The organism is Enterobacter ludwigii (assembly GCF_001750725.1).
Classification (GTDB): domain Bacteria; phylum Pseudomonadota; class Gammaproteobacteria; order Enterobacterales; family Enterobacteriaceae; genus Enterobacter; species Enterobacter ludwigii.
The window spans coordinates 211,138-227,616 of sequence record NZ_CP017279.1; the positions used below are offsets into that span (position 1 = coordinate 211,138).

Sequence of the window (16,479 nt, forward strand, 5' to 3'; positions counted from 1 at the left end):
AAGTGCCACTCAGATATGTTTTGGTGGTACCACGGGAGGCGAGATGAACATACCGGGCGATGAATTTTATACTTTGCTGAATGCCGCGTTGAAAGCGCGGGGGGAAGAGACGCTACAGCGTGCACTGTATCATGCATTGCGTGAGGCGATACTGTGCGGCCGGCTACACGCCGGGAGTCGGCTTCCCGGTTCGCGAATGCTGGCTCAGCAGCTCTCGCTTTCACGGAATACCGTCAATGCGGCGCTGGAACAGCTGACGCTCGAAGGGTATCTGCTGCGTAACCGCCAGGGGACGCGGGTGGCGCAGCTGGCGCAGCGTACGCTCGTTCAGGCATTGCCGGACTCTGCCGTCGCGCTCGGCAGCCGGGTCGCCTCGCTGCCTGCGGCGGTGCCGCGTGATACCCCGGTTCCGGCATTTACGCCGGGAACACCGGCCATCAACTACTTTCCCCTGCCGCTGTGGCGGCGCTTGTACGACCGGGTTCTGCGCGAAGAGGGCAGCGCGCTGTTAGGGTATGGTGATCCTGCCGGGGAGCCGTCGCTGCGGGCGGCCATTGCCCGCCACCTTGCCCTTTCGCGCGGCATTGACTGCGATGCCAGTCAGATAGTGATGACCGAAGGCGCGCTTGAGGGGGTAAACCTTTGCACGTTGCTGCTGAGCGAACCCGGCAGCGTCGCGTGGGTGGAAGATCCTGGCTATGGCGGGGCTAAAAGCGCCTTTGCCAAAGCGGGCTTAGTCATGACGGGGATGCCGGTTGATGACGAAGGCATGTTCTGGGAAGGGCTGGATACGCCGTCCCCTGCGCTTATTTTCACCTCACCTTCGCACCAGTTTCCGTACGGAAGCGTGCTCAGCGCGCGGCGACGCCTGGCGCTGCTGGATCTGGCCCGGCAGCATAACGCCTGGATTATTGAAGATGATTACGACAGCGAGTTTCGTTATTCCGGTGAGCCCGTGCCCGCAATGCTGGGAATGGTCAACAATGCGCCGGTTGTCTATCTTGGTACCTTCAGCAAAACCCTCTTTCCGTCGCTGAGAATGGGGTTCATGGTGTTACCCCCGGCGCTGGCAAAAGCGGCCCGTCCGGCCATTGGCGCGCTGCTGCGTGGCGGGCATCGCGCCGAACAGCGAACCCTGGCGCTGTTTATTGAGGAAGGACATTATGCCCGCCACCTTGCCGCCATGCGCCGGCTCTACCGTAAGCGCTACCGACAGCTGCGTGAGGTGCTGAGTGCTGAGCTTCATACTCCGCATCGCATTCTGGCGGGTGAAGGGGGGATGCATCTGACGCTGGCAATAGACGGCATCGACGACCAGAAAGTGGTCGCGCAGGCGAGGACGTTTCAGCTGGCACCCGCTGCACTGAGCGGGTATTACCTGGAGCCGAAGCAGGGGCAAACCGGTCTGGTGTTAGGTTACGGCAATACCTCTGCTTCTCAGTTTGTGTCGGGTATCCGACGCATACAGGCTTTAATCACGCAGCAGCAGGACGGGAAAGGGTAAAGACATCATAAAAAGAGAGCTGACCTTTGGTGGATACCATCTTCTGCAGCTTCTCTTTTTGCACTGTTTCAACCGCGGGGGAGTGCATGATGCTTTCGATCAGCTCCGGCGGCACGTAACGCGTGTTATACCATTCACCGTTATAGCAAACCCGGAAATCAAGGACGTCGATATCTTCGTAGCGGTAGCGGGGATTAACGTCAAAAAAGAAAAAGGCGTTAAACACCACAAACAGAATGACAAGCAGCCAGACGGAGTCCACCAGAGTTTCGGACTTCAGCATCACAATCAGTGTCGCCAGCCAGGCGGCATACATTGCGACAAACAGTCCAGGGTGTTTGCGAATAAAGCTGATGCTAAAGCGCGGGCGATTGTCGCGCTTTTCGCGGTGATTAAGATCGTCGATGGTGGCAGTAAGCAGGCGCTGTATCTCGGTCATTTTTTGCCTTTATGAAAATTGACAATACAGGATGTCTGCCAATTTTAGGGGAGCCATTTGGCTGAAAAAAGTAACAGTCAGGCGCTAAAAGACCATAACAGTTGACTCCCCGTCACTTTACAGCCGTTTAATGATTGTTGCCGGATTGCCGCCGACGACGACATTCGCCGGGACGTCTTTCGTTACGATAGCGCCGGAGGCCACCACCACATTATCACCCAACGTAACGCCCGGGTTAATAACCGCACGTCCGCCAATCCAGACGTTGTTGCCGATGGTCACCGGCTTGCCAAACTCCACGCCGCTATTACGCGCGTCGGCGTCCAGCGGATGGGTTGCCGTGTAAATATGCACCCCTGGCGCGAGCATGCAGTTGTCGCCAATATGTATCGGGCAGACATCCAGCATCACGCAATCGAAATTGGCGTAAAATTCTTTGCCCAGATAAATGTTATATCCATAGTCACAGCGGAAGCTCGGCTCAATATAGGCCCCTTCGCTTTGCCCGAGGAGTTCCGCCAGAATGTTCTGGCGTTCGAGTTTCTCATCAGGTGCCGTGTGGTTATAACGGTGAACCAGGTGTCGGGCGCGTAATCGGTCGGCCCGTAATGTTTCATCACCAGGGCGGTAATGTTCACCTGCAATCATCTTCTGCTTTTCTATGCTCATTGGGAACCTCACTGGTCGTCTTTACCGTAGGGTAATCGGAACAGGATGGCAGGGGAACGTTCCCGGAAAACCACTGTGACTATAATCACAATAATATTGCGGATGAGCACGTTTTACACGGAGACCTGCACTGGGGCAGGAGGGTATAACCAGAAAGTTGAATACAGCTGAGAAAGTGGCGTAGAACCTCTACAGACACACTTCAAAGATTAACGGACAAATCTCCACACGGACGTTGGGATTTTGTCATACAGCTTATTCATGGTCAGTTCTGCAAGACGGTGGTCAGCCGCTGAATAAAATACCGCCAGTTCATTATCAGAAAGCTCGTATTTATTCTTTTCAATTACACGTTCAAGCGTGTCTATTGACTGACAGCGTCGCAAACGCATCAAATAATCGATTTTTGTGAGTGGTTTTTCAGACATAAATTTACCTTACTAATTGTAATAATTTTAACAGGAAAGACTAACGGGGTTAGCTCTGCTCACGTTGATGAAGCAACGAAATAGTCGGTTGCCCGATTTACGCCATTTCTGCAAATCTTGCGCATTAATGCCGTAGCTGCTGAACAACATAAAGGTGTCATCCAGGTATTCATCAATTTGCTCAATCAGCTTATTATCTTCATTGTACTTAATTTTATAATTAAGTGCGAAGGTTGCAATATGCTCGATCAACTCGTTTAACTGTAAATTGATGGCAGACGTTGGGTCGTTTACCCAGCCATGGTTACTTTCATCAAGATTGGCAAGGCAGTCATGGTACAAGGATTCGCAGAGAAATTTCAACTGCGCGATATCATGCCTTTTTGGCGAGTACTCGTCCATAGCGCATCCCCTTCTGAGTGATTTCTTACTCACCGAACATCATGTCGGGATGGATACAACATACTTAGCCGCACGGGTGCTGTGTTCCTGATAACTCTAACTATAATCCACTCTGATCAAGATTTCACCGCGCTATTACGAAAAATTACAAATAAAAGCACTGACTGCGAGCCTTTACGCAAATGTGCCTTCAGCGCTAAACATTTTTATCCAGATTAACGCGGAACTTTTTTCGCTCCCTTACGTTTCATTGGCTTAGCGTAAACAATCCTAAGATGTCCAAATCCGGAGTTCTCTTTGTCTGAAGATATGGTTAGGAATATTCCTAATCACTTAAGCAGGGAAATGAAATTAAAAAAATCCTGAATTCAGCGATTACGTTATCACTTAATTATGATATGTCATTGTAGGCGGCAGGAAATAAATAGAAGCACAATAAGCCTATTTTATGATTTTTTTCTGAAAAAGAAAAAGGCCGCTAATGCGGCCTTTTTATCATGTGAAACCGGTATCAGTGCGGTTCTACCGAATGACTGTGCTCAATATCTTCATTCTTGCGGCTAAAGCGGCGGCGAACCACCACGAAGAATACCGGAACGAAGAAGATAGCAAGTACGGTTGCGGTAACCATACCCCCCATAACGCCTGTACCGACGGCGTTCTGTGCACCGGAACCCGCACCGGTACTGATAACCAGCGGCATTACCCCGAGGATAAATGCCAGTGACGTCATCAGGATTGGGCGCAGACGCATACGCACCGCGTCAAGGGTCGCCTCAATCAGGCCTTTACCTTCTTTCTCCATCAGATCTTTGGCGAATTCAACGATAAGTATCGCGTTCTTCGCCGACAAGCCAATGGTTGTCAGCAGGCCCACCTGGAAGTACACGTCGTTGGTTAATCCACGGAACGTTGCCGCAAGCAGCGCACCGATAACCCCCAGTGGCACCACCAGCATAACGGAGAACGGAATCGACCAGCTCTCATACAGTGCCGCCAGACACAGGAAGACCACAATCAGTGAAATGGCGTACAGGGCAGGGGCCTGGTTTCCGGACAGACGTTCCTGGTAGGACATACCGGTCCAGTCATAGCCGATACCCGCAGGCAGTTTACCTGCCAGCTCTTCCATCAGGTTCATGGCTTCACCGGTGCTTCGGCCTGGTGCGGCCTGACCCAGGATCTCCATGGATGGCAGCCCGTTATAACGTTCCAGACGCGGCGAACCGTATTCCCAATGCGACGTAGAGAAGGATGAGAACGGCACCATCTGGCCGTTGTTGCCGCGAACGTACCAGTTGTTGATATCGTTCGGTAACATACGGTATTGCGCTTCTGACATCACGTACACTTTCTTCACACGACCACGGTCGATGAAGTCGTTGACGTAGCTACCGCCCCAGGCCGCGCCCAGCGTGGTATTGATGTCACTGATGGAAACGCCCAGTGCCTGTGCTTTCTCCTGATCGATGTCGATTTTGTACTGAGGTGTATCTTCCAGACCGTTAGGACGCACGCCGACCAGAAGGTCAGGGTGCTTCGCCACTTCACCGAACAGCTGGTTACGTGCCTGTGTCAGTTTTTCATGACCCAGACCGCCCTGGTCAATCAGCTGGAAGTCGAAACCTGTCGCTGTTCCCAGTTCAACAATCGCTGGCAGGTTAAAGGCGAAGACCATCGCATCTTTAATCTGTGAGAACGTGCCCATTGCACGGCCAGTAATCGCCTCAACTTTGTTCTCTTCGCCCGGACGTTCTGACCAGTCTTTCAGAGAAACGAAGGCAATACCGGTGTTCTGACCACGACCCGCAAAGCCAAAGCCGTTAACCGCAAACACGGATTCAACGTTAGCTTTCTCTTTGGTGAGGTAGTAATCCGTCACTTCATCCAGCACCTTCTGGGTACGTTCTTGCGAGGCACCCGCCGGCAGCTGTGCCATCGTCAGGAACACGCCCTGGTCTTCATCTGGCAGGAACGAGCTTGGCAGACGAACGAACAGATAGGCCATACCCACCACGATGATGATATAGAGCAGCAGGTAACGACCGGTGCTGCGCAGGATGTTACCCACGCTGTCGGTGTAGTGATGCGTGCTCTTATCAAACATGCGGTTAAACCAGCCGAAGAACCCTTTATGCTCGCCGTGACCGCCTTTCTGAACAGGTTTCAGCATGGTGGCACACAGTGCAGGCGTCAGGATCAATGCAACCAGTACCGACAGCGCCATCGCCGAGACAATGGTGATGGAGAACTGACGATAAATTGCACCGGTAGAGCCGCCAAAGAAGGCCATTGGGATAAATACCGCAGACAGTACCATCGCGATACCGACCAGCGCGCCCTGGATCTGGCCCATGGATTTACGGGTTGCTTCCTTCGGCGGTAGACCTTCTTCCGCCATGACACGCTCGACGTTTTCTACCACCACGATGGCGTCATCCACAAGCAAGCCGATGGCGAGCACCATCCCGAACATCGTCAGGGTGTTTATCGAGTAGCCAAAGATGGCCAGTATGGCGAAGGTGCCGAGCAATACGACCGGTACGGCGATGGTTGGGATCAGCGTCGCGCGGAAGTTTTGCAGGAACAGATACATGACCAGGAATACCAGAATGATCGCTTCTGCCAGGGTTTTAACCACTTCGTGAATCGAGATTTTGACGAACGGCGTGGTGTCATACGGATAAACGATCTTCAGGCCTGACGGGAAGAACGGTTCCATCTTCTTCAGTTCCGCACGGATAGCCGTCGCGGTGTCCAGGGCGTTAGCACCTGTCGCCAGTTTGATCCCGAGACCGGAAGCCGGCTTGCCGTTAAACTTCGCAATGATGTCGTAGTTTTCGCCACCCAGTTCCACTTTCGCCACGTCGCGCAGACGAACCTGCGAACCGTCCTGATTCACCTTCAGCAGAATTTTGCTGAACTCATCGGCGGAGGTCAGACGGGTCTGTGCGATGATCGAGGCGTTAAGCTGCTGGCCTTTCACCGGCGGGGTACCGCCTAACTGACCGGCGGCAACCTGGGCGTTCTGCGCTTTGATGGCGTTGATCACGTCCACCGGCGTCAGCTGGAAGTTGTTCAGTTTGTTCGGATCCATCCAGATACGCATCGCGTACTGAGAACCGAACAGCTGAACGTCACCCACGCCAGATGTACGGCTGATGGCGTCCTTCATGTTGGCGCCCACGTAGTCGGAAATATCTTCCTGCGTCATGGTGCCGTTGGTGTTGATAACGCCAACAACCATCAGGAAGCTACTGGACGATTTCTCGACGCTCACACCCTGCTGTTGTACTTCTTGTGGCAGCAACGGCATGGCGAGCTGCAGTTTGTTCTGGACCTGAACCTGCGCGATGTCAGCATCAGTACCTGACTGGAAGGTCAGGGTGATCTGTACCGTACCGGTTGAGTCACTGTTTGAGGACATGTACATCAGGTTATCGATACCGTTCATGTTCTGTTCGATAACCTGTGTCACGGTGTCCTGCACCGTTTTTGCATCAGCCCCGGGGTAGGTTGCGGAAATTGTTACCGCCGGTGGCGCAATCGTTGGATATTGCGCGACAGGCAGCTTCAGGATCGCAAGTCCCCCAGCCAGCATGATGATTATGGCGATCACCCATGCAAATATGGGGCGATCGATAAAGAAATTAGGCATGTCTTAACGGCTCCTGTTTAAGTTAAGACTTGGTTTGTTCTGACTGGCCAGCGGCCGAAGCTTGTTGTTTATCGTCAGATTTCACTTCCTGTGCTTTGACCTGCGCGCCAGGACGAACTTTTTGCAAACCAGTAATAATCACGCGATCGCCATCTTTCAGACCTTCCGTCACCAGCCATTTATCGCCAATCGCCTGCGTGGCAGTGATGTTGCGCGTTTCGACTTTGTCATCAGCCCCGACAACCAGTGCACTCGCGTCGCCACGTGGCGTACGGGTGACACCCTGCTGAGGCACCAGAAGTGCGGTTGGGTTGGTGCCTTCTTCCAGACGCGCGCGAACGAACATACCAGGTAAGAGTGTCTTATCCGGGTTCGGGAAAATCGCACGTAAGGTGATGGAACCGGTGGTTTGGTCGACCGTCACATCGGAGAATTCCAGTGTGCCTGCCTGCGGGAACTTGATACCGTCATTGGTCACGAGCTCCACTTTGGCTTTACCGTTTTCCTGCTTCAGCGTGCCGTTTGCCAGCTCTTGTTTCAGGCGCAGGAAATCGTTGCTGGACTGGGTCACGTCAACGTAAATCGGATCAAGCTGCTGCACGGTGGCCAACGCGTTGGTCTGACCGTTCTGCACCAGCGCCCCTTCCGTGACGGAAGATTTACCGATGCGACCGCTGATTGGGGAGGTCACTTTGGTATAGGCGAGGTTGATACGCGCTGTTTCCACTGCAGCTTTCGCGGCAATCACGGCGGCGTTGGTCTGCTGTGCATCAGACAGGGCAGTGTCATAATCCTGTTGACTGATGTACTTGGTACCGAGCAGTTTTTTGTAACGGTTCAGCGTCAGTTGGGAGATTTTGGCTGCAGCTTCTGCTTTCGCCAGATCGCCTTTCGCGCTCTCATAGGAGGCCTGGTAGGTTGCCGGATCAATCTGATACAGAGACTCGCCAGCTTTCACTTCACCACCCTCGGTGAAGTTACGTTTCAGGATGATACCACTCACCTGAGGACGCACTTCTGCGATGCGGTATGCGCTGGTACGGCCCGGTAATTCTGTCGTTATCTGGAGAGGTTCGGACTTGAGCGTCACCACGCCAACTTCTGGCACCTGCTGAGCTCCTTGTTGAGCCTGTTTGTCGTCACATCCTGTTAGCGCTAAGCTGCCTGAGAGCATCAGAACGACCGCCAGAGGCGTTAACCCTCTGTTTTTGTTCATATGTAAACCTCGAGTGTCCGATTTCAAATTGATCAATGGTCCTGAGTCCAAAAACCCATTGCTGCGTTTATATTATCGTCATGCTATGGTACATACATTCACAAATGTATGTAAATCTGACTCCTGTAAATTCACTAACGTATGGCACGAAAAACCAAACAACAAGCGCTTGAAACCCGACAACACATTCTGGATGTGGCTATGCGTTTGTTTTCTCAGCAGGGTGTTTCGTCAACCTCGCTGGCGCAGATTGCTCAGGCCGCGGGCGTCACGCGGGGAGCGATTTACTGGCATTTTAAAGACAAGACAGATCTGTTCAGTGAAATCTGGCAACTCTCAGAGTCCAGCATTAGCGATCTTGAGACTGAGTATCGGGCAAAATTCCCCGAGGATCCACTCTCAGTATTAAGAGAAATATTAGTATATATCCTTGAAGCAACGGTAGTTGAAGAACGTCGCAGGTTAATGATGGAAATCATCTACCATAAATGCGAGTTGGTTGGAGAGATGGCGGTCGTCCAGCAGGCGCAGCGCAGCCTGTGTCTGGAAAGCTACGATCGCATTGAACAGGTCCTCACCCAGTGCATGCAGGCGAACCAGCTGCCGGCGACGTTAATGACCCGACGGGCGGCAGTCCTGATGCGCAGTTATATTTCCGGCCTGATGGAAAACTGGCTTTTCGCCCCGGACTCCTTTGACCTGAAGAACGAAGCCCGCAGCTATGTCGCTATTTTCCTGGAGATGTGCCAGCTCTCCCCGACGCTGCATGGCAAGTCAGGCTCGCTAACAGCCTGACGCGATTCCAGGATTTCTCTTAGAGGCTCACGTTCGCGCTATTCTGCTTCAGGCGAGCGTGATATCCTGCACGCCGGACTATTTTCGGTCATCTTCTGACATCATTCACAACTATGCTGCACACCAATCGCTCGCAACATCCTGTTCTTGTATTTTTATTGGCGACGCTGTTTTTCTTCGCAACGGCACCGCTTTCCTGGGCCCGCGCCGATAACAACAATGACATCCCTTCACGCAGTGATGTTCAGTCGCAACTCGACACCCTGAATAAACAAAAAGATCTCTCTGCTCTGGATAAGCTCGTTCAGCAGGATCTGACGGAGACGCTGGAAACGCTTGATAAAATTGAGCGTGTTAAAGCGGAAACCACACAGCTTCGGCAGAAAGTGGCGCAGGCGCCAGAAAACATGCGTAAGGCCACGGAATCGCTGAATGCCCTGAGCGATGTGGATAATGACGACGAAACCCGTAAAACGCTCGCGACCCTGTCATTGCGTCAGCTGGAATCGCGCGTCGCACAGCTGCTCGACGATCTGCAAACGGCGCAGTCCGATCTCGGCACGTACAACAGCCAGCTTGTCTCCCTGCAAACCCAGCCCGAGCGCGTGCAAAATGCGATGTACGCCGCCTCTCAGCAGCTGCAGCAGATCCGCAACCGTCTGAACGGTACGTCGGTTGGCGAAGGCACCCTGCGCCCAACGCAGCAAACGCTGCTGCTGGTGCAGCAGGCCTTACTGAATGCGCAAATCGAACAGCAGCGTAAAAGCCTGGAAGGGAATACGGTGCTGCAGGATACGCTCCAGAAGCAGCGCGACTACGTAACGGCGAACATTAATCGTCTGGAACATCAGCTTCAGCTGTTGCAGGAGGCGGTTAACAGTAAGCGCCTTACGCTGACGGAGAAAACGGCTCAGGAAGCCGTCTCACCGGACGAAACTGCCCGCATTCAGGCGAACCCGCTGGTGAAACAGGAGCTCGAGGCTAACCATCAGCTGAGCCAGCGCCTGATACTGGCAACAGAAAGCGGAAACTCGCTGGTTCAGCAAAATATCAGAGTGAAAAACTGGCTGGACCGCGCGCTGCAGGCTGAACGCAACATTAAAGAGCAGATTGCGGTTCTGAAAGGCAGCCTGCTGCTGTCGCGTATTCTCTACCAGCAACAGCAGACGCTGCCGTCCGCCGATGAGCTCGAGGACATGACCAACCGCATTGCGGATTTGCGTCTGGAACAATTCGATGTGAACCAGCAGCGCGACGCCCTTTTCCAGAGCGATACGTTTGTCGCCAAATTGGAAGAGGGCCATTCCAGTGAAGTGAACCCGGAAGTTCACGACGCCCTGCTGCAGGTTGTGGATATGCGCCGCGAGCTGCTCGACCAGCTCAACAAACAGCTCGGCAACCAGCTGATGATGGCGATTAACCTGCAGATCAACCAGCAACAGCTGGTGAGCGTGTCGAAAAGTCTGCAGGAGATCCTGACCCAGCAGATTTTCTGGGTTAACAGCAACAAGCCGATGGACTGGGACTGGATCAAATCCTTCCCTGAAACGCTGAAGGCGCAGATTAAGAGCATGAAAATCACCGTAAACTGGGAGAAAGCCTGGCCTGCGGTGATGATTGCCTTCCTGGCGGGGCTCCCGCTGCTGCTGATTGCTGGCCTGATCCGCTGGCGTCTGGGCTGGCTGAAGAAATACCAGGATAAGCTGGCGTCTGAAGTGGGGCAACTGCGTAACGACAGTCAGCTGCACACGCCAAAAGCGATTCTGATCGATCTGATCCGCGCGCTGCCGGTCTGCCTGATTATTCTGGCGGTGGGGCTTATCCTGCTGACGATGCAACTCAACATCAGCGACCTGCTGTGGGCGTTCAGTAAAAAACTGGCCCTGTTCTGGCTGGTGTTTGGCGTGTGCTGGAAAGTGCTGGAAAAAGACGGCGTTGCGGTGCGTCATTTCAACATGCCTGCGCAACTGACCAGCCACTGGCGTCGTCAGATTGTACGCGTCAGCCTGGCGCTGTTGCCGCTGCACTTCTGGTCCGTTGTCGCTGAGCTGTCTCCGCTGCACCTGATGGACGATGTCATGGGCCAGCTGGTTATTTTGCTGAACCTGCTGCTCATTGCCATCCTGATGTGGCCGATGTGCCGCGACAGCTGGCGGGATAAAGAGTCTCACAACATTCGTCTGGCCACCGTGACGGTACTGGCGATTATTCCACTGGCACTGATGGTGCTCACGGCGACGGGGTACTTCTATACCACGTTGCGCCTGTCCGGACGCTGGATTGAAACCGTCTATCTGGTGATCGTCTGGAACCTGCTCTATCAGACCGTACTGCGTGGCCTGAGCGTGGCGGCTCGCCGCATCGCTTATCGTCGTGCCATCGCGCGTCGCCAGCATCAGGTGAAGGAGGGGGCCGAAGGCGCGGAGCCACAGGAAGAGCCAACCATCGCGCTGGAGCAGGTTAACCAGCAGACACTGCGTATCACCATGCTGGTGATGATCGCGCTGTTTGCGGTGATGTTCTGGGCGATCTGGTCTGATTTAATCACCGTCTTCGCCTACCTCGACAGTATCACCCTCTGGCAATACAACGGCACCGAAGCGGGCGCCGCGGTAATGAAAAGCGTGACCATGGGCAGCCTGCTCTTTGCCCTGGTATCGTCAGTGGTGGCCTGGGCGTTGATTCGAAACCTGCCAGGCCTGCTTGAGGTGCTGGTGCTGTCGCGTCTGAACCTGCGTCAGGGGGCGTCGTATGCCATCACCACCATCCTCAACTACGTCATTATTATTGTCGGGGCGATGACGGTCTTTGGATCGCTTGGCGTCTCGTGGGATAAACTGCAGTGGCTGGCGGCCGCGCTCTCTGTCGGTCTCGGTTTTGGCTTGCAGGAGATCTTCGGTAACTTTGTTTCCGGCCTGATCATCCTGTTCGAACGTCCGGTACGTATCGGTGATACCGTCACCATCGGCACCTTCTCGGGAACGGTCAGCAAGATCCGTATTCGTGCCACCACCATCACCGACTTCGATCGCAAAGAGGTGATCATCCCGAACAAAGCGTTCGTCACCGAGCGACTGATCAACTGGTCACTCTCTGACACCACAACGCGCGTCGTCATTCGACTGGGTGTGGCCTACGGCTCCGATCTGGATAAAGTGAAAGAGGTGTTGTTAAAAGCCGCGAAATCGCATCCTAAGGTGATGCACGAGCCCGCCCCAGATGTGTTCTTCACCACCTTTGGGCCGAGCACGCTGGATCACGAGCTGCGGTTATACGTGCGTGAGCTGCGCGATCGCAGCTACACCGTGGATGAGCTGAACCGCACTATCGATCGTCTGTGCCGTGAAAACAACATTAACATCGCCTTCAACCAGCTTGAAGTTCACCTGCGTAACGAGAAAGGTGATGAGCATACGGAAGTGAAGCGCGAGATTCAGGGTGACGATCCTACCCCGGCGTAATTCAGGTTCCCTCTCCCGGTGGGAGAGGGTCAGGGTGAAGGCGACTGGCCTTCGCCTTGCCTTCAAAATCCGTCTTCACTATCTCAAGGGCTTTCAACACCGTCTGAGCAGGGATGTCATGATTCTCCAGCAGCATAATCAAATCGACGGCCAGTTTGACCTCATCGGGTGCATTTTCCAGTGACATTTACGGCTCCTGTTAACGGGTCAGACGTTCAATGACGCGTTCGATTTCATCCAGCGCCTGACGGCAACGAACGATGCGGCCCTCGAGGGCGCTAATCTCTCGCATTAATAACTGCTGCTCTTCCAGCGTCTCGCTTGCGTTCAGGCGCGTTTCCCGCCCCTGCTTCATCTCAAACAGACGGCGCGCAAACTCCTGGTTCTCCAGCCGCTTGCGCTGCCATTTACCGAGACCCGGCGACGCGTTGTCCCAGACGCGTAAGGGCCAGGCGGTCATTTCTCGGTGCAGGGCGGTGATCTGCTCGGTGAGATGTTCCGCAAGCCAGGCGACCTGTTGCTGTTGGTTGTTCTCAACCGCGTGGCGCAACTCATCAAGATTCATCTGCGCCTCATCAACATAATCCTGGATGCGCGTGCTGCGGGTACGAAAAAGCTGCCGGTCAAAGCGCGGCTTCAGCGTAGCATGCCCCATTAACGGCGTAGCCTGCGCGCGCAGGGTGGACAGCTGATTTTGCAGCGTCTCCAGAAGCAGGGCTGTTTTCAATACGCTCTCCAGTGGTAAAGTAGCCGTTCAGTTTGATAACGATTCGCATTATGCAGCGTACTATTTTAATCATCATTGGCTGGCTCGCGGTAGTGTTAGGCACGCTGGGCGTGGTTTTGCCCTTATTGCCCACCACGCCTTTTATCCTGCTGGCAGCCTGGTGCTTCGCCCGTTCATCGCCGCGCTTTCACCACTGGCTGCTGTACCGCTCCTGGTTTGGCGGCTATTTGCGCCACTGGCAAAAACATCGGGCAATGCCGCCCGGTGCGAAGCCGCGTGCGATCGCGGTGATCCTGATTACCTTTGCCATTTCATTATGGCTGGTGAAAATGATGTGGGTGCGTATTCTGTTGCTGACGATCCTCGCCTGTCTGCTTTTCTTTATGTGGCGGATCCCCGTGGTTGATGAAAAGCAACAAAAGCACTGAAGCCTTATAATGGCTGTTGCAATTATTGCGCGCAGCCAGTAAATTCGACCGTTTTCGAGCACAGCTGCGCCTGGTCAAAGGTTAAACAATTGTTACCCTGGCCGACTCGTTGCGCGCTGTGAGTAACACTGTTTCATTTAGGCACAAACCGATGACCGCAACTGCACAGCAGCTTGAATATCTGAAAAACAGCATCAAAAGTATCCAGGACTATCCAAAGCCTGGCATTCTTTTCCGTGATGTCACCAGCTTGCTGGAAGACCCGAAAGCGTACGCGCTCAGCATTGAACTGCTGGTCGAGCGTTATAAAAACGCCGGGATCACCAAAGTAGTGGGTACCGAAGCCCGTGGATTCCTGTTTGGCGCGCCGGTCGCGCTGGCAATGGGTGTTGGCTTTGTGCCGGTGCGTAAACCGCGCAAACTGCCGCGTGAAACCATCGCAGAGAGCTACGAACTGGAGTACGGCACCGATCAGCTGGAAATCCACGTTGATGCGATCAAGCCTGGCGATAAAGTGCTGGTGGTTGACGATCTGCTGGCGACCGGCGGCACGATTGAAGCGACCGTGAAGCTGATCCGTCGTCTGGGTGGTGAAGTGACCGACGCGGCATTCATCATTAACCTGTTCGATCTGGGTGGCGAACAGCGCCTGGAAAAACAGGGCATTACCAGCTACAGCCTGGTGCCTTTCCCGGGTCATTAATCCCGGTTTTCACAACCTCGCTCAATGGGTGAGGTTGTGATAGCATTCCCCTCCATAAATTCACCTTCCAGCGTTGCAGAGCCTGCCCATGAGTTATCAGGTGTTAGCCCGTAAATGGCGACCACAAACCTTTGCTGACGTTGTCGGTCAGGAGCATGTGCTGACGGCCCTGGCGAACGGCTTGTCGCTAGGTCGCATCCATCACGCTTATCTTTTCTCCGGCACCCGCGGCGTCGGTAAGACCTCTATTGCCCGTTTGCTGGCAAAAGGTCTGAACTGCGAAACCGGGATCACCGCCACGCCGTGCGGCGTGTGTGACAACTGCCGTGAAATTGAGCAGGGGCGCTTTGTCGATCTGATTGAGATCGACGCCGCCTCGCGCACGAAAGTGGAAGATACCCGCGATCTGCTCGACAACGTGCAGTACGCGCCGGCGCGTGGCCGCTTCAAGGTCTACCTGATCGATGAAGTGCACATGCTGTCACGCCACAGCTTCAACGCCCTGCTGAAAACGCTGGAAGAGCCGCCCGCGCATGTGAAATTCCTGCTGGCGACCACCGATCCGCAAAAGCTGCCGGTCACTATTTTGTCGCGTTGCCTGCAGTTCCATCTGAAGGCGCTGGACGTCGAGCAGATCCGCGCTCAGCTTGAACATATTCTTGATGAAGAGAAGATTGTCCACGAGCCGCGCGCCCTGCAGCTGCTGGCCCGCGCGGCAGACGGCAGCCTTCGTGATGCCTTAAGTCTCACCGACCAGGCGATTGCCAGCGGTGACGGTAAACTCTCGACCGACGCGGTCAGCACCATGCTCGGCACGCTGGATGACGATCAGGCGCTCTCTCTCATCGAAGCGATGATTGCCGCCAACGGTGAACGCGTCATGTCGCTGGTGAACGCCGCGGCTGCCCGGGGCATTGAATGGGAAGCGCTGCTGGTTGAGATGCTGAGTCTGCTGCACCGCGTGGCGATGCTGCAGCTTTCTCCGTCAGCCATCGGTGCCGATATGGCGGTTATTGAACACCGGATGCGTGAGCTTGCGCGCACCGTCCCACCGGCTGACGTGCAGCTTTATTACCAGACGCTGCTGATTGGCCGCAAAGAGCTGCCGTTTGCGCCGGATCCCCGGATGGGCGTTGAAATGACCCTGCTGCGTGCGCTGGCGTTCCATCCGCGCATGCCTCTGCCGGAGCCGGAAGTGCCCCGACAGTCTTTTGCTCCGGTCGCCCCCACTGCGGTGATGTCGCCTCAGCAGGTGCCACCGCAGCCGACGGCTCCCCCGCAGCAGAACGTACCGCTGCCGGAGGCCACCAGTTCGGTGCTTGCCGCACGAAGCCAGTTGCAACGTGCTCAGGGAGCAACCAAACCAAAAAAGAGTGAACCGGCAGCGCCAGGAAGAGCGCGGCCGGTGAACAACGCCGCGCTTGAACGACTGGCTTCGGTTACGGAGCGCGTTCAGTCGCGCCCTGCACCGTCCGCGCTCGAGCAAAAAGCCCCGGTGAAAGAAGAGGCTTACCGCTGGAAGGCAACGACCCTCGTTGAAGAGGTGAAAGAAGAAGTTGCCACACCGAAAGCGCTAAAAAAGGCGCTGGAGCATGAAAAAACACCTGAGCTTTCCGCGAAACTTGCCGAAGAGTCTATTGAGCGTGACGCGTGGGCCGCAGAGGTCAGTAAACTGCAGTTGCCGAAACTGGTTGAGCAGGTCGCGCTGAATGCCTGGAAAGAGCAGGACGGTCATCAGGTACGTTTACACCTGCGACCGGGTCAGCGGCACCTGAATTCCCCTGGCGCGCAAAAAGCGCTGGCCGAGGCGCTCACCGCATTACACGGTGCACCGGTTGAATTGACTATCATTGAAGATGATAATCCGGCGGTGCGAACGCCACTGGAATGGCGTCAGGCGATTTATGAAGAGAAGCTCGCGCAAGCGCGCGAGTCGATTATCGCGGATAACAATATCCAGACTCTGCGCCGGTTCTTCGACGCCGATCTGGATGAAGAGAGTATTCGCCCCATTTGATCGTGAGTCTGACTTACGGTTGTAATCCTTAA

At 54.6% G+C, this 16,479-nt stretch carries 14 protein-coding genes and 1 other annotated feature; of the genes, 6 read left to right on the forward strand and 8 right to left on the reverse strand.

Going from position 1 to position 16,479, the window contains the following annotated elements; all coding sequences use genetic code 11:
• Positions 1-43: 43 nt before the first annotated feature.
• On the forward strand, positions 44-1,504 hold the full coding sequence (gene pdxR / locus BH714_RS01010; protein WP_040016798.1) for a MocR-like pyridoxine biosynthesis transcription factor PdxR: 1,461 nt from the start codon (positions 44-46) through the stop codon (positions 1,502-1,504).
• Here pdxR and BH714_RS01015 read toward each other — a convergent pair.
• From BH714_RS01015 to acrA, 6 genes are all read right to left on the reverse strand, one after another.
• Positions 1,476-1,943 (reverse strand): YlaC family protein, encoded by a 468-nt coding sequence (locus tag BH714_RS01015; protein WP_032677533.1) that lies wholly within the window; start codon positions 1,941-1,943, stop codon positions 1,476-1,478. The two genes, pdxR and BH714_RS01015, sit on opposite strands and share 29 nt — an antisense overlap.
• Before the next feature lie 117 nt (positions 1,944-2,060).
• The gene (gene maa, locus BH714_RS01020; RefSeq protein WP_020885188.1) at positions 2,061-2,612 is read right to left on the reverse strand and encodes a maltose O-acetyltransferase; all 552 of its coding nucleotides are present in this window, start codon (positions 2,610-2,612) and stop codon (positions 2,061-2,063) included.
• A 209-nt stretch (positions 2,613-2,821) separates the two neighbouring features.
• Positions 2,822-3,040, reverse strand: a complete 219-nt coding sequence (locus BH714_RS01025; protein WP_014168902.1) for an HHA domain-containing protein — start codon at positions 3,038-3,040, stop codon at positions 2,822-2,824.
• Between the two features lie 27 nt (positions 3,041-3,067).
• A complete protein-coding gene (gene tomB, locus BH714_RS01030) occupies positions 3,068-3,442 on the reverse strand; it encodes an Hha toxicity modulator TomB (protein ID WP_020885187.1) in 375 nt (124 codons plus the stop codon).
• A 511-nt stretch (positions 3,443-3,953) separates the two neighbouring features.
• A complete protein-coding gene (acrB, locus tag BH714_RS01035) occupies positions 3,954-7,100 on the reverse strand; it encodes a multidrug efflux RND transporter permease subunit AcrB (protein ID WP_014168904.1) in 3,147 nt (1,048 codons plus the stop codon).
• A gap of 22 nt (positions 7,101-7,122) precedes the next feature.
• Complete coding sequence (gene acrA, locus BH714_RS01040) at positions 7,123-8,316, reverse strand: multidrug efflux RND transporter periplasmic adaptor subunit AcrA (protein ID WP_020885186.1); 1,194 nt, start codon at positions 8,314-8,316, stop codon at positions 7,123-7,125.
• A 141-nt stretch (positions 8,317-8,457) separates the two neighbouring features.
• Here acrA and acrR point away from each other — a divergent pair, with 141 nt between their 5' ends.
• Positions 8,458-9,111 (forward strand): multidrug efflux transporter transcriptional repressor AcrR, encoded by a 654-nt coding sequence (gene acrR, locus BH714_RS01045; protein ID WP_014168906.1) that lies wholly within the window; start codon positions 8,458-8,460, stop codon positions 9,109-9,111.
• A gap of 113 nt (positions 9,112-9,224) precedes the next feature.
• Positions 9,225-12,572, forward strand: coding sequence for a mechanosensitive channel MscK (gene mscK, locus BH714_RS01050; RefSeq protein ID WP_014168907.1), 3,348 nt, complete (start codon positions 9,225-9,227; stop codon positions 12,570-12,572).
• A gap of 1 nt (position 12,573) precedes the next feature.
• Here the strand turns inward: mscK and rsmS are convergent, their stop codons facing one another.
• Together rsmS and priC are read right to left on the reverse strand one after the other, a co-directional pair.
• Positions 12,574-12,759 carry a pleiotropic regulatory protein RsmS gene (rsmS, locus tag BH714_RS01055; RefSeq protein WP_032681547.1) on the reverse strand — a complete coding sequence of 62 codons (186 nt, stop codon included), beginning with the start codon at positions 12,757-12,759 and terminating at the stop codon, positions 12,574-12,576.
• A 12-nt stretch (positions 12,760-12,771) separates the two neighbouring features.
• Positions 12,772-13,299, reverse strand: a complete 528-nt coding sequence (gene priC, locus BH714_RS01060; protein ID WP_040016799.1) for a primosomal replication protein N'' — start codon at positions 13,297-13,299, stop codon at positions 12,772-12,774.
• 50 nt (positions 13,300-13,349) lie between these two features.
• On the opposite strand from priC, the gene BH714_RS01065 reads away from it, so the two are divergent.
• From BH714_RS01065 to dnaX, 3 genes are all read left to right on the forward strand, one after another.
• Positions 13,350-13,727, forward strand: a complete 378-nt coding sequence (locus BH714_RS01065) for a DUF454 family protein (protein ID WP_020885182.1) — start codon at positions 13,350-13,352, stop codon at positions 13,725-13,727.
• 151 nt (positions 13,728-13,878) lie between these two features.
• Entirely contained in the window at positions 13,879-14,430 is a 552-nt protein-coding gene (gene apt, locus BH714_RS01070; RefSeq protein ID WP_000127359.1) for an adenine phosphoribosyltransferase, read from the forward strand.
• An 88-nt stretch (positions 14,431-14,518) separates the two neighbouring features.
• Complete coding sequence (gene dnaX, locus BH714_RS01075; RefSeq protein ID WP_020885181.1) at positions 14,519-16,447, forward strand: DNA polymerase III subunit gamma/tau; 1,929 nt, start codon at positions 14,519-14,521, stop codon at positions 16,445-16,447.
• Positions 15,777-15,841 (forward strand) — a sequence feature (DnaX frameshifting element). (Overlaps the previous gene by 65 nt.)
• Positions 16,448-16,479: the final 32 nt, after the last annotated feature.

What these genes read in the sequence shown, in the direction of transcription:
- pdxR (WP_040016798.1), top strand. Translation starts at nt 44, where the DNA reads ATGAACATACCGGGCGATGAATTTTATACTTTGCTGAATGCCGCGTTG.
- BH714_RS01015 (WP_032677533.1), bottom strand. Translation starts at nt 1,943, where the DNA reads ATGACCGAGATACAGCGCCTGCTTACTGCCACCATCGACGATCTTAAT.
- maa (WP_020885188.1), bottom strand. Translation starts at nt 2,612, where the DNA reads ATGAGCATAGAAAAGCAGAAGATGATTGCAGGTGAACATTACCGCCCT.
- BH714_RS01025 (WP_014168902.1), bottom strand. Translation starts at nt 3,040, where the DNA reads ATGTCTGAAAAACCACTCACAAAAATCGATTATTTGATGCGTTTGCGA.
- tomB (WP_020885187.1), bottom strand. Translation starts at nt 3,442, where the DNA reads ATGGACGAGTACTCGCCAAAAAGGCATGATATCGCGCAGTTGAAATTT.
- acrB (WP_014168904.1), bottom strand. Translation starts at nt 7,100, where the DNA reads ATGCCTAATTTCTTTATCGATCGCCCCATATTTGCATGGGTGATCGCC.
- acrA (WP_020885186.1), bottom strand. Translation starts at nt 8,316, where the DNA reads ATGAACAAAAACAGAGGGTTAACGCCTCTGGCGGTCGTTCTGATGCTC.
- acrR (WP_014168906.1), top strand. Translation starts at nt 8,458, where the DNA reads ATGGCACGAAAAACCAAACAACAAGCGCTTGAAACCCGACAACACATT.
- mscK (WP_014168907.1), top strand. Translation starts at nt 9,225, where the DNA reads ATGCTGCACACCAATCGCTCGCAACATCCTGTTCTTGTATTTTTATTG.
- rsmS (WP_032681547.1), bottom strand. Translation starts at nt 12,759, where the DNA reads ATGTCACTGGAAAATGCACCCGATGAGGTCAAACTGGCCGTCGATTTG.
- BH714_RS01065 (WP_020885182.1), top strand. Translation starts at nt 13,350, where the DNA reads ATGCAGCGTACTATTTTAATCATCATTGGCTGGCTCGCGGTAGTGTTA.
- apt (WP_000127359.1), top strand. Translation starts at nt 13,879, where the DNA reads ATGACCGCAACTGCACAGCAGCTTGAATATCTGAAAAACAGCATCAAA.
- dnaX (WP_020885181.1), top strand. Translation starts at nt 14,519, where the DNA reads ATGAGTTATCAGGTGTTAGCCCGTAAATGGCGACCACAAACCTTTGCT.